The organism is Sphingomonas arvum (assembly GCF_026013565.1).
Classification (GTDB): domain Bacteria; phylum Pseudomonadota; class Alphaproteobacteria; order Sphingomonadales; family Sphingomonadaceae; genus Sphingomicrobium; species Sphingomicrobium arvum.
Genome location: NZ_JAPDOB010000001.1, coordinates 539,542 through 551,895, shown reverse-complemented (window position 1 = coordinate 551,895; position 12,354 = coordinate 539,542). Strand labels below are relative to the sequence as shown.

10 protein-coding genes are annotated in these 12,354 nt (G+C 68.5%); 5 read left to right on the top strand and 5 right to left on the bottom strand.

The genetic code is table 11. The features are described 5' to 3' along the window. Positions 1 to 155: 155 nt before the first annotated feature. Positions 156 to 1,973, bottom strand: a complete 1,818-nt coding sequence (locus OMW55_RS02695) for a DUF885 domain-containing protein (protein WP_264880620.1) — start codon at positions 1,971 to 1,973, stop codon at positions 156 to 158. A 137-nt stretch (positions 1,974 to 2,110) separates the two neighbouring features. Here OMW55_RS02695 and OMW55_RS02690 point away from each other — a divergent pair, with 137 nt between their 5' ends. Then, positions 2,111 to 3,223, top strand: coding sequence for a phosphatase PAP2 family protein (locus OMW55_RS02690; protein ID WP_264880618.1), 1,113 nt, complete (start codon positions 2,111 to 2,113; stop codon positions 3,221 to 3,223). 5 nt (positions 3,224 to 3,228) lie between these two features. Here the strand turns inward: OMW55_RS02690 and prsR are convergent, their stop codons facing one another. The 4 genes from prsR to OMW55_RS02670 form a co-directional block, all read right to left on the bottom strand. Continuing rightward, on the bottom strand, positions 3,229 to 4,596 hold the full coding sequence (gene prsR, locus OMW55_RS02685) for a PEP-CTERM-box response regulator transcription factor (RefSeq protein WP_264880616.1): 1,368 nt from the start codon (positions 4,594 to 4,596) through the stop codon (positions 3,229 to 3,231). Further along, positions 4,593 to 6,662, bottom strand: a complete 2,070-nt coding sequence (gene prsK, locus OMW55_RS02680; RefSeq protein ID WP_264880615.1) for an XrtA/PEP-CTERM system histidine kinase PrsK — start codon at positions 6,660 to 6,662, stop codon at positions 4,593 to 4,595. Before prsK ends, prsR begins: the two co-directional genes overlap by 4 nt. Positions 6,663 to 6,732: 70 nt before the next feature. After that, positions 6,733 to 8,037 carry an amidohydrolase gene (locus tag OMW55_RS02675; RefSeq protein ID WP_264880614.1) on the bottom strand — a complete coding sequence of 435 codons (1,305 nt, stop codon included), beginning with the start codon at positions 8,035 to 8,037 and terminating at the stop codon, positions 6,733 to 6,735. Between the two features lie 39 nt (positions 8,038 to 8,076). Next, positions 8,077 to 8,694 carry a DUF4893 domain-containing protein gene (locus OMW55_RS02670; protein ID WP_264880613.1) on the bottom strand — a complete coding sequence of 206 codons (618 nt, stop codon included), beginning with the start codon at positions 8,692 to 8,694 and terminating at the stop codon, positions 8,077 to 8,079. A 133-nt stretch (positions 8,695 to 8,827) separates the two neighbouring features. Between OMW55_RS02670 and OMW55_RS02665 the strand changes: the two genes are divergently transcribed. The 4 genes from OMW55_RS02665 to OMW55_RS02650 all read left to right on the top strand — a co-directional run bounded on the left by OMW55_RS02665 (position 8,828) and on the right by OMW55_RS02650 (position 12,350). Beyond that, the gene (locus OMW55_RS02665) at positions 8,828 to 9,493 is read left to right on the top strand and encodes a response regulator transcription factor (protein ID WP_264880612.1); all 666 of its coding nucleotides are present in this window, start codon (positions 8,828 to 8,830) and stop codon (positions 9,491 to 9,493) included. 92 nt (positions 9,494 to 9,585) lie between these two features. Continuing rightward, positions 9,586 to 10,923, top strand: coding sequence for a sensor histidine kinase (locus OMW55_RS02660; RefSeq protein WP_264881982.1), 1,338 nt, complete (start codon positions 9,586 to 9,588; stop codon positions 10,921 to 10,923). A 46-nt stretch (positions 10,924 to 10,969) separates the two neighbouring features. Next, the gene (locus tag OMW55_RS02655; protein ID WP_264880610.1) at positions 10,970 to 11,983 is read left to right on the top strand and encodes a polyprenyl synthetase family protein; all 1,014 of its coding nucleotides are present in this window, start codon (positions 10,970 to 10,972) and stop codon (positions 11,981 to 11,983) included. A 160-nt stretch (positions 11,984 to 12,143) separates the two neighbouring features. Beyond that, a complete protein-coding gene (locus tag OMW55_RS02650; RefSeq protein WP_264880608.1) occupies positions 12,144 to 12,350 on the top strand; it encodes a cold-shock protein in 207 nt (68 codons plus the stop codon). Positions 12,351 to 12,354 lie beyond the last annotated feature (4 nt).

Here is a 12,354-nt window from a genome sequence, read left to right as displayed (position 1 = left end):
AAAGGGCGCGCTGCCCTCAGCGGGGCAGTCACGGGAGGTAAAACGCCCAAGTCCTTGAGTTGTGGCTTGGTTCGTCCCCTAGTCCAAACGGCCGAACGATAAGCGGGAGTGACTCCGCGCCGCTCGTCGCGGCTGGGGAGCAACTCGAAGGTAACTCACGCGCGCATGGTCGCGGTCCGCTCTTTCACCCGCCGTTCCAGGATGGTCAGCGGCATGGCTCCCTCCTTCAGTACCTCATGGAACGCCTTGAGGTCGAACCGGCTCCCCAGGCTCTTCTGCGCATCTGCCCGCGCCCGGTTCCATGCCATGTGCCCGATCTTGTAGGTGCAGGCCTGGCCCAGCTGGGTGCAGTAGCGCTCCACTTCGCGCTGGCTGCGCGGCCGGGCGAAGCCGGTGGTCGCCACCATATAGTCGGTCGCCCGCTCCCGGCTCCACCGCTTGGTGTGAATGCCGGTGTCGACCACCAGCCTCGCCGCCCGGAACAGGAAGGATTGCAGGTACCCCGCCCGCTCCAGCCCTGAATACGCGCCAAGCTCATCGGCCAACTGCTCCGCATAAAGCGCCCAGCCCTCGGAATAGGCGGAGAAAAAGCCGATCTTGCGCAGCGTCGGGATGTCTTTGGACTCCTGCGCCAGGCTGATCTGCAAGTGATGCCCCGGTACGCCCTCGTGGTAGGTCAGCGCGGGCAGGCTGTACTTCGGCCAGTCGCCGGTGTCCTTGAGATTGATGAAATAGATGGCGGGCCGCGAGCCATCTAGCGAGGCGCGGTTGTAATAACCGTTGGACGCGCCGTCCTGGATCTCCGGCGGCACCCGCCGGATCTCCAGCGGCTGGGTCGGCACGGTGGCGAACGCCTGCGGCAGGCGCCCGTACATCGCCTTGACGCCGGCGTTGAGGCTGGCGAGCAGCGCGGTGCGGCCCTCGTCCGTGTTGGGATACAGCTGGCTCGCCTCCACGTTCAGCGCCGCCAGCCGCTCGCCCACACTACCTTTGGTGTAGCCCGCCCCCTTGAGGATCTTGTCCAGCTCGGCGCTGATCTCCGCCACCTGCGCCAAGCCCAGCCGGTGCACCTCGTCCGGCGTGAAGCGGGTGGTCGTCATCTGCTCCAGCGCCACCGCGTAGATCGCCTCGCCGTTCGGCAGCCGCCATGCACCGTCGCCCGGGCGGCTGGTCGGCTTCAGCCGCTCGATCGCGCTGATCTGCCGGTCGAGCGCCGGGTAGACCTTCTGCCCGACGATCGCCGCCGCACGCCGCTGCCAGTCACCGGCCAAGCTCTTCGCCGCCGCCCGCGTCACCAGCGACTGGGTCATGGTGCTGGTCTCGGCCGGTTGCCCGCGCAGCTTGCGCATCTGCCCCAGCGTCAGGTCCAGCGACCAGGCCGGCGCCAGAAAACCGCGCGCCGCCTGCCGCTGCTGCTCCGCCGTGTCGTTGTCGAGCAGGGTCGCGAACTGCTCCAGCCGCGACAGGTACGCCTCGGCATCCCCCGCCGTCTCGATCGTGTGTGCGGTGTTGAGGAAGTCTGGCGTCGAGAAATAGGCGCCGCCCTGCTGGAAGATCGGATAGGGCCTCACCGCGGAATCGATGCCGAAGCGAGCCGCCGGGACAATTCCAATTTCCTGCTGGTAGAGCACGATCTCGCGGTTCAGCCGCCCGCTGTCCGACAGCCCACCCGGTGCGATCGTGCGCAGCCTGGCGATGTTGCGCCGGGCGCGGGCGACTTCCTCTTGCCTCGCCTGCAGTGCAGGGCGGGTGTCAAACTTGGCCTTGAGCCCTGCCAGTTCCCCTTTGTCGAGCCCGAGCGAGGTTGCCAGTTCGGGCGACTCTCGCACCTGCTCCTGGAAGATTGCGTCGAAGGTCTCGTTGAGCCGGGCATCGCCGCCGGTCGTGGCGGGTGCGACCGCGCCCGCCGGGCGGGCGATGGCGGCGGTGGCGGTGACCGCCCCGGCGGTCGAAAGAAAGGCGCGACGGTCCATGACAACTCCTGGCAAGCAAGCACGGGAGCCTAGCCGACCGCCACGGCTCTGCAAGCGCCAAGCGGCCGCAAGCGGTTTGTTAACCCTGTTCGGTCATTGTCCGCGGTCTCGGCAAGGCCTTCGGGGAAATCGCGGGAATGATGATCGGCGGACGCCATTGGCCAGAGCTTGGCTGGCTCTCCATTCTGCTCGCACTGACCACGGTGGTCACCGGCGCCGCCTTTGCGCTCGGCCGTGGCGCGCATGTGCCGGCGGCCGACATCTACCTGCTGTACGTCAGCCGGATATGGCTGCTGGCCCCAGTGCTGCTAGCCTTAGGCGGAGCGATCGCCAGCGTGATCCTGCTGGCCCGCGGCGAGCAACGGCCGCTTCATGCCTTTCGCACCTATTGTAACGAGCGGCTGAACACGCATGCCGATGCGGCGGCCAGCTTCGGCCCACTGCTGCTGCTTCCACTGCTGATGGGCGGCTTCGGCACGCTCAAGCAGATGATCCCCCTCTACAATCCATTCAGCTGGGACGACATTTGGGCCAAACTGGGCCAGACCCTCTGCTTCGGCTGGACTCCCTGGCAGCTCACGCATGCGGTGTTCGGCTCGCCGCTCGCGACGGTCTTCCTCGACCGGCTTTACCTTGCCTGGGTGCCGCTGTTGTTCCTGGTCGTTCCGTGCGTGGCCTTCGCCGCCCCCCGGCTGCTGCGGGCGCAATTCTTCCTCAGCTTCGCCGGCGCCTTCGTGCTGATCGGCGTGGTCGGCGCCTTTCTCTTCAGCTCCGCCGGGCCTTGCTTCGCGACGCTCATCGGGACCCGCAGCGCAGGCAATTACGTCGAGCTGATGAGCAGGCTCCACGCCATCGACGCGGCCGGCTACAATCTCAGCGCCGTACATTTCCAGAACGAGCTTTGGCATGCCTATCAGCAGCGCGAGTTCGGCTTCGGGCTCGGCATCTCGGCCATGCCGTCGATGCACAACGCCATCGCCTTCCTCTACGCGCTGGCCGCCAGCCGCCTGGGCTGGAAGATGGCCGCGCTTGGCTGGACCTTCGCCGGCCTGATCCTGATCGGGTCCGTGCACCTGGGCTGGCACTACCTGTCAGACGGCCTGGTCGCCTGGGCGGCCATGTACGGCATCTGGCAGGCCGTCGCCTGGTACCTGCGCGTCAGCGGCTTCGAGCAGGCCGTGCAGGTCCGTCCCGTGCCGGTGCTGGCTACCCTGGATGGCCAGCGCGTGCCGATCCGCCTCGTCGCCTGATGGGCTCAGGCGGTCAGCTGATATTGCTTCAGCAGATCGTACAGTGTCGGCCGACTGATCCCCAGCAGCTTGGCTGCGCCGGAAATGTTGTTCTCCGTCCGCGCCAGCGCCTGGCGGATCGCTCGTCGGTCAGCCGCTTCGCGCGCCGCCCGCAGGTTGATCGCCGCCGGCTCAGCCCCGCCCGGTAAGCGCAGGTCGAGATCGGCCGCCGTTAGCGCCTTGCCCTCGGCCATGATCACCGCCCGCTTGATCCGGTTCTCGAGCTCCCGGACGTTGCCCGGCCAGCCGTGCGCCTCGATAGCCGCCACCGCGTCGTCGCCGAGCGAAGTGACTGCCGGGTTGAGCTCGCGCGCAAACCGACCGACGAAGTGCCGCGCCAGCAGCACCGCGTCGCCTGAGCGTTCCTTGAGGCTCGGGATCCGCACCACGATCTCGGCCAGCCGATAGTACAGATCCTCGCGGAACCGCCCGTCGGCCACCATCGCGTCAACGTCCTGGTGCGTCGCGCAGACGATCCGCGTGTCCACCGCGATCGGCGCGCGCCCGCCAATCCGCTCGACCACCCGCTCCTGGAGGAAGCGCAGCAGCTTGACCTGCAAGGGCAGCGGCACATCGCCAATCTCGTCCAGGAACAGGGTCCCGCCCTGCGCCAGCTCGATCTTGCCTGGCGTGGTCTTGACCGCCCCGGTAAAGGCTCCGCGCTCGTAGCCGAACAGCTCGGCCTCCAACAGGTTCTCCGGGATCGCGGCGCAGTTGATGGCGACGAAGCTGCCGTTTGCCCGCCGGCTCTTCTCGTGCACCGCGCGGGCGAGCAGTTCCTTGCCTGTACCGCTCGCGCCCAGCAGCATAACGGACACGTCGGCCGGCGCGACTCGCTCCACCGTGCGCGCGACGCTCAGCATCTCTGGCGCCGCGGAGACAATGGAGCCGAGCACCGTTCCGCCCCCTGTCTCCTCAGCCAGGCGCCGGTTCTCCGCTTCCAGCTCATGCAGCTGAAATGCCCGCGCGACGATCAGGCCGAGTTCGTCGATGTCTACCGGCTTGCGATAGAAGTCATAGGCGCCGAGCGCGATGGCCCGAAGTGCACTCTCCCGCGCGCCATGGCCCGAGGCGACGATCACCTTGGCGTCCGCCTTCAGACTGAGGATCTCGGCCAGGCAAGCGAAGCCCTCGCTGGTGCCGTCCGGATCCGGCGGCAGGCCCAGGTCCAGCGTCACCACCGCCGGCTCATGCAGCCGCAGCGCTTCGATCGCCTGCGCCCGGTTGTGAGCGGCGACCACGCGATAGCCGTCATAAGCCCATTTAAGCTGCCGCTGCAGCCCCTCGTCATCCTCCACGACGAGCAGCACGGGAAGGTCGGCGGTGTCAGTCATGCGGGTACGCTTTCACGGTGAGGAGCGGCGGTAAGATCGATGGTGAAGCGGGTGCCGCCGCCGACGCGGCTGTCCACGGCCAGGCTCCCGCCCATGCCCTCGATCAGCGAGCGCGCCTCGTAGGCGCCGATGCCGAAGCCGCCCGGCTTGGTCGAGGCGAACGGCTGGAACAGGCGCTGGCGCACGAACTCCGGGTCCATGCCGGCACCGCGGTCGATTACCTCGATCCGCACGCGCTCGCCGGCTTCGGCGACATGCACGGTGACCGGCTCGTGCGCCGGGCTGGCGTCGACCGCATTCTGCAGCAGGTGGGCGATCGCTTGCTCCAGGCCGCCCGGATCGCCGCGCACGCGCAGCGCCGTCGGTCCCAGCAGGCGCACTTCGTGGGCCGCGCGCTTGCCCGCAACCGCCGCTGCCAGCACAGGGCGGAGCGCGAAGGTCACGGCACCCTCGCGGGCTGCCGCCGACGGCGCGGGGGCGAGCCGGGCGAGTAGGTCGTTCATCTTGCCGGCCGAGCTCTTCAGCGTGGCGATCATGTCGGCCCGGAACTCGGGATTGTCAGCGTGCCGCTCGGCGTTGCGGGTCAGCAGGCTCAGTTGGCTGACCAGGTTCTTCACGTCGTGCAGGATGAAGGCGAACCGCCGGTTAAAGTCCTCGAACGCCCGCGCGGTGGTCAGCGCCTGCTGCCCATGCGCCTCCGCCAAGGTGGAAGCCGCCTGGCGCGCGGCCGTCCGCAGCACGTCGAAATCCTCCCAATCGAGTGGCCGGCGCACCTCCGGCGTCGCCAGCAGCACCAGGCCAACCAGCCGCTCCCCGTGCAACAGCGGCACGCCCGTCCAAAGGCGCTCGTCCCCAAGCCACTCCGGCGGCAGCGGCACCGCCCGGTCCCGCGCCGAACCGCGCGCCGCGCCCGTCGGGTCGAGTTCGACCACTCGGCCGGTCTCGCCCAGTGCCGACCACAGCGCCTCCAGCACCGGGCCGTCACCTGCTTCCGGTAGCCGCCCGGACCAGCGCCAACTGCCCTGCCAGCCGATGCCGCCGTGGTCGCGGGCGAGCAGCAATCCGGCTGGCGCGTCGACCATGTCGGCTAGTGCCCGGATCACCCGCTCCGTAAGCGGCGGCGCATCGGGACCGCTGCGGCCCAATGTGTCCGCCACCCGCAGCCACTCGGCACGATAATCATAGCGGTGCTCGAACAGGTGCTTGGCGGCGGTCACCTTGAACCAGCCGCGCAGCCGCGCGGACGGCAGCAGCACCACCGCCGCCACCGTCATCCCGGCCAACAGCAGCAGCGCGGCGGACTTGAGCCAGCTCCAGTCCGTTCCGCGCAACGCCGTCGCGAGCACGGCCATCAGGCCGAAGTAGGAACAGAGCGCCACCAGCCCCAGCGACTGGAAGGTCGCGGCGCGCGACAGCTTCAGGCGCCAGCCGTCGATCTGCTGCCCGCCCAGGGCGAACAGCGGCGCCGCCAGCGCCACGGCGGCGCCGCGGCCTTCGTACAGCGTACCGGCCACACCACCCTGCCAGTAAGCCAGCGTGTAGAGGTTCAGGTCGTACAGCCACAGCCAGGCGAGTGCGAGCATGACCAGCCGGATCGACGACCGGCTCGCCGGCGCCGCCTGCCCGTAAAGATTGTGCACCAGCACCAACGCCCCCGCCGCCGCCGTTCCGCGCAACAACATGGCGGTGGTCGCCAGCGCTGTCGCGGTGGCACCGCTCGCCCCTGCTGCAAGCTGGTCGGTGACGAACTGCAGCGCCAGCACGGCGGAGACGGCGGCGTAGACCGAGCCCACGCCCTGCAATTGCCGGTCGTCGCCGCGGCTGCCCGCTGATAGGCTATACAGCAGGCCGACCCACAGCAGGTTGCGCGCGCTCTCCGCATGCGCGGCGATCACGGACAAAGGCGCGATGGCGGTGAGCCAAGCCCATAGCAGCGTCAGCAGGAGCCCGCCGAGCAGCAGCCGCTGCACCGTCGCCCCCACGCCCTCGCGCAACTGCCAGATCAGCAGCGCACCGAACAGGCACGCGGCGAGCGCATGGCTCCAGAAAGCGAGAAGCGCCGTCACGTTGTAAGCTCCACCGACATGGTCGGAGAGTGTCGGGGACATTTACAAAGGAAGGGTGAACGGCAGGCGATCAGCTCCGCTTCAGCACGTCCAGCGCCGCGACCGTCATCGCCTCCACGCCGGTGCCGATCACCTTCTCCGCATCGGGCGCCCAGAACGGCGAGTGGAGGCTGGGCAGCTTGGCCGGATCGCCACCAGCCGCGTCCCACTTGGCCTGCGGCACGCCGCCCACCCAGAAGATCAGGCTCTCCATCCTGGGATCGGTCAGGCGATAGCGGCCGAAATCTTCCCCGACCATGGACGGCGGCACCGTCTTCACCCGCTCGGCCCCGAACTGGGCCGTGAACAGCTGCGCGGTCCGTGCGGTGATCGCCTCCGTGTTCATGGTCGACGGAGTGGAGCGGTCCTCCACCGTCACCACTGGCATCCTGTCCTCCGGCATGCCCGCCGCGATCGCCTCTCCCCGCGCCACCCGGGCAATGCCGTCCAGCAGCGCCTTGCGCACCTCGGGCGTATAGCTGCGCACCGTGATCTGCAGCTTCGCCTCGTCCGGGATGATGTTGTGGGTCGCGCCCGCGTGGAAGCTGCCCACCGTCACCACCGACGGATCAAGCGGGTTGCGCTCGCGGCTGACCAAGGTCTGCAGGCTGGTGACGATCCGGCTGGCCAGCACGATCGGGTCACGCCCGTTCTGCGGCGCTGCGCCATGGCTGCCGACGCCCTTCACCAGCACGTCGACGCTGTCGACGTTCGCCATGACATACCCCGGCGACACGCCGATCGCCCCCGCGGGCAGCGTGGCGCTGTCATGAAAGGCCAGCGCCACGTCGGGCTTTGGAAAGCGGGTGAACAGCCCGTCGGCCAGCATCGCCTTGGCGCCTTCGCTGGTCTCCTCGCCCGGCTGCAGGATCATCACCAGCGTGCCCGACCACTGCCCCTTGCTCGCCGCCAGTCGTCGCGCAGTGCCAAGAAACGCCGTCATGTGCGTGTCGTGGCCGCAGGCGTGCATCACGCCCGTCTCCACGCCCGAGTTCGCCACCGCCCGCACCTTGGACGCGAACGGCAGTCCGGTCTGCTCGACCACCGGCAGTGCGTCCATGTCGGCGCGGATCAGCACCGTCTTGCCGGGCCCGTTCGCGAGAACCGCTACCACCCCGGTCTTGCCGACCTTCTCCGTCACCCTGAACCCGAGCTTGCGCAGCTCCCCCGCCAGCTTCGCCGGCGAGCGCACTTCCTGCATCGACAGCTCGGGGTTGGCATGGAGGTCGCGGTACAGCGTCATCAGCTGCGGCATGTCCGCCGCGATGCTCTCGCGCAGCGTGGCGGGGGAGGCCGGCGCCGCGAGCGCGGCGGCGGTAAGGAGAAGCGTTTTCATGCGAAGGTTGTAACCTGCCGGCAGCAACCGTCCAGTGGCTCAAGCGGGCACCAGCTCCAGCACGTCGACCAGGCTTTCGTATCTCGGCGAGGGCAGCACCAGCCGCCAGCGCTGCGGCCCGATCCGCTCGACATAGCCAGCCAAGTCGCGCGCATCGTCGACGCCGTACTGCATCGCTCGAGCCTCGTCGCCCAGCACCAGCGTCCCCAGGAATACCTGCCGCAGCTGGTCGCCCGGGAAGATCAGCCCGACCTGCCGTTGCGACCCGCTCAGCTTGGCGAAGCCTTGCAGGTCGCGCTCTTGCTTCACGCGGCAGGCGAACGGCTGATAGGCGACGAATGGCAGCAGCCCTTGGGCCCGCGAACCCAGCTTGATCAGCCGGCAGCGGTAAGCACCGTTCGCCACGCCCGCCCCGCCCAGCGCCGCATCGGGTTGCAGCAGCACGCCTTCCCTGCGCACCTCGGCACCATGGCCACCGGCCTCCGCCTGCCGCAGCGCGTTGATCCACACCGTTCGCCAGTTGCGCAGCCGCTGCCGGTCGGCCGCGGTTGCCACCTGCCGCCAGTCGCGGGTCGACCGGGTGATCACCCCCTTAGGCGCAATGGTGCTGCACGCGGTCAGCGGCAGGAGCGACAGGGCGAGGAACAGGCGCCACATGCCGCCCCTTGTACGCGCCGCGCGGCCGCCGACAAGCGCCCTCTCCCCACTCCGGTTCGTTGCGTCTAAGCAACCGTTCAGCTTGGCGCGGGTTAACCGGGGCAAGCGAACGACCCGAGAGGACGAAACCAAAATGCGCGTGCTGATCGTCGAGGACGAACCCAACCTGGGCCGCCAGCTCCGTTCCACGCTGGAAGGCGCCGGCTATGCCGTGGACCTCGCGACCGATGGCGAGGACGGCCACTACCTCGGCACCACGGAAAGCTACGACGCGGTCGTGCTCGACCTCGGCCTGCCCGAGGTTGACGGCCTGACCGTGCTCGACCGCTGGCGCAAGGAGGGGCGCAAGATGCCCGTGCTGGTGCTGACCGCGCGCGACAGCTGGTCGGACAAGGTAGCTGGGCTCGACGCCGGCGCCGACGACTATCTCGCCAAGCCGTTCCAGACGGAGGAGCTGATCGCCCGCCTCCGCGCGCTCATTCGTCGCAGCAGCGGCAACGCCTCGTCCGAACTGATTGCCGGCGATATCCGCCTCGACACCCGCTCGGGCAAGGTCACCAAGGATGGCGAGCCGGTGAAGCTCACCGCGCAGGAGTACAAGCTTCTCTCCTACCTGCTCCACCACAAGGGCAAGGTGGTCAGCCGCACCGAGCTGATCGAGCATATCTATGACCAGGACTTCGACCGCGACTCCAATACGATTGAGGTGTTCGTCACCCGCATCCGCAAGAAGCTTGGTCCCGACGTGATCACCACCATCCGCGGCCTCGGCTACAGCCTGGAGGAACCGGCGGCGTGAAAGTGACCGGCCCCGGCATCGCCGCCGCGGGCTCTGCAGGTTCCGCAGCCCGCCCGCGCCGAACGCGCGGCACGGGCTCGCTGACCCAGCGCATGATCGTGGTCGCCACGATCTGGATTTCCATCCTGCTGTTCGCCGGCGGCTTCGCGCTCGACCGCGTGCTGACCGGCAGCCTGGTGCGCAACTTCGATTCCCAGCTCGAATATGTCGTCAACGCGATGATCGCCGCGTCCGAGATCGGGCCCGAGGGCGAGGTGCGGTTCAACCGGCCGCCCGCCGACCAGCGCTTCATCGAGACTTATTCCGGCCTCTACTTCCAGATCACGGACGTCCCCGCAAACCATTGCCGGCAGCAGGCGGAATCGCCGCTCTGCTATCCGTCCCGCTCGCTGTGGGACCGGCGGCTGCGGATCGACGACAACTACTTCCACGTCCGCCCGCATTTCTATGACAGCCAGGAATTCGAGGGCGAGCCGCTACGCATCGTCGAGCGCGACGTGATCCTGCCCGGCTCCGCCATCCGCTGGCGGTTCCAGGTGGCACAGAGCCGCGAGGGCCTCGACGCCCAGATCCGCGAGCTGCGCAACACCCTGATCTGGAGCTTCGCCGTGCTCGGCCTGGGCCTGGTGGTGCTCGCCGCGCTGCAGACGGTTTACGGCCTGTGGCCGCTGCGCCGCGTGCGCCAGGCCGTGGCGGCGATCCGTTCCGGCAACCGGACCCGCGTCCCCCAAGCCTTCCCGGACGAGATCCGGCCCCTTACCGAAGAGATCAACCAGCTGCTCGCCCATTCGGAGGAACAGGCCGAGGAAGCCCGCCGCCACGCCGGCAACCTCGCCCATGCGCTGAAGACCCCGCTCACCGTCATCACCAACGCCGCCACCGCCAGGGACCCCGACCTGTCGGATACCGTCTGCCGCGAGGCGACCACCATGCGGCGGCAGGTCGACCACCATCTCGCCCGCGCCCGCGCCATCGGCCGGCGCGCCTCCGCTCAGGCCCGCGCCCGCGTTTGGGAAAGCCTGCAGGCGGTGCAGCGCGCGGTCGACCGGATGTACGAGGAAGTCACGGTCGATATTGCCGGCGACAAGACCGCCAGCGCCCGGGTTGAGCGCCAGGACCTCGACGAGATGCTCGGCAACCTGGTCGAGAACGCCGCGAAATACGGCCACGGCCGCGTGTTCGTCACCGTGGAACGACGCGAGTCCACCGTCGACATCCTGGTCGAGGACGACGGCCCCGGCATCCCCGAGGCGCAGCGCAGCGAGCTGTTCACCCGGGGTAAGCGGCTCGATACCACCGGCAAGCCCGGCACCGGCCTCGGCCTCGCCATCGTCCGCGATGTCGCGGAAATCTACGGCGGCACCGTCAGCCTGGAGGAGAGCGAAGACCTCGGCGGCCTGCTCGCTCGCCTCAGCCTTCCGCTGGGCTGATCCGCCCGCCTTGCCCTCGCCCCAATCCCCTTCTACCCGCGCACCCGTGACCGCTTCCGTCCACCAGCTGCACCCTGACCGCGCGCCCACCCTCGAGCCGCTGATCGCCCTCACCGCCGCCGACATGAATGCGGTGAACCAGGTGATCCTCGCCCGCATGCAGTCGGAGGTCCCGCTCATTCCCGAGCTCGCCGGCCACCTGATCGCCGGCGGGGGCAAGCGGATGCGGCCCATGCTGACCTGCGCGTCCGCCGCATTGTGTGACTACCCCGGCACCCGCCACCACAAGCTCGCCGCCGCGGTGGAATTCATCCACACCGCCACCCTGCTCCATGACGACGTGGTCGACATGAGCGGCATGCGCCGCGGCAAGCGCACGGCCAACATCATTTGGGGCAACCCCGCCAGCGTCCTGGTCGGCGACTTCCTCTTCTCCCGCTCGTTCGAGCTGATGGTCGAGGACGGTTCCTTGAAGGTGCTGAAGATCCTCAGCCACGCCAGCGCCGTCATCGCGGAAGGCGAAGTGGCGCAGCTTACCGCCCAGCGCCAGATCGCGACCGGCGAGGACACCTACCTCCACATCATCGAGGCAAAGACCGCGGCCCTGTTCGCCGCCGCCTGCCGCATCGCGCCGGTTGTCGCCGAAGCCGGCGAGGACGCGGAGCTGGCGCTGGAGGCCTTCGGCCGCAACCTCGGCATCGCCTTCCAGCTGGTCGACGACGCCATCGACTACACCAGCGACGAAGGCACGTCCGGCAAGAGCCTTGGGGACGACTTCCGGGAGGGCAAGATGACCTTGCCGATAATTCTCGCCTACGCCCGCGGTGGCGAGGCCGACCGGCGGTTCTGGAAGGAAGCGGTCAGCGGCGACCGGGTTGCGGACGACGACCTCGCCCATGCCATTGCCCTGCTCCGCTCGACCGACGCGATCGGCGACACGCTGGAGCGCGCCCGCCTTTACGCCCGCCGCGCGCTCGATGCGCTCGCCCCTTTTCCCAGCGGCAAGGCGAAGGCCGCCCTGTCCGAAGCCGTCGCCTTCGCCGTCGCGCGCGCTTATTAGGGGTGCCCCTTACAAACACGTAACGAACCCCCATATGGGGTTGGCTATCAGTCGCAAGTTGACGGTCTTTTGGTGCTTTGCGGCTCCTTCTTTCCTCTCTCTTCGCCGCTTGTAGCAGGCGTGCCGGCACTTCGGTGCGCTTACGAGAAGGAACGAATACATGATCACCGGAACCGTCAAATTCTTCAACGCCGATAAGGGCTATGGCTTCATCCAGCCGGATGACAACAGCGGCGACGCCTTTGTCCACATCACGGCGGTGGAGGCGGCGGGTATGCGCTCGCTCGATAAGGAGCAGCGCGTCCAATACGAGCTCCAGTCCGGCCGCGACGGCCGCAACAGCGCAGTGAACTTGCAGTCCGCCTGACGCT